Annotated in this window: 1 pseudogene; it reads left to right on the top strand. The window is 60.2% G+C overall.

The annotated features are described in order from the left end of the window. Positions 1 to 251: pseudogene (locus tag ACFZPT_RS26800) on the top strand (GMC family oxidoreductase); the annotation flags it as partial.

Raw genomic sequence — 251 nt, 5'->3', positions numbered from 1 at the left:
GACCATATTGAGCTGCGCATGCGCAGCCACTACGAAGAGCGCTACGGCAAGCTCTTCATACCCTAGGACATGACCATCCAGGACTTCGGCGTCAGCTATGAAGAGCTGGAGCCGTTCTTCGACTATTCGGAAAAAGTCTTCGGCACCTCCGGCCAGGCCTGGACCGTCAAAGGGCAATTGGTGGGCGAAGGGCGCGGCGGCAACCCTTATGCGCCGGACCGCACCAACCCGTTCCCCCAGCAAGCGCAGAA

Origin of the sequence: Pseudomonas sp. MD330_10 (genome assembly GCF_042610415.1) — a bacterium.
GTDB classification, from domain to species: Bacteria; Pseudomonadota; Gammaproteobacteria; order Pseudomonadales; family Pseudomonadaceae; genus Aquipseudomonas; species Aquipseudomonas rhodesiae.
Note: the sequence above shows the minus strand (reverse complement) of the source record. Positions and strands in the feature narration are given on the sequence as shown.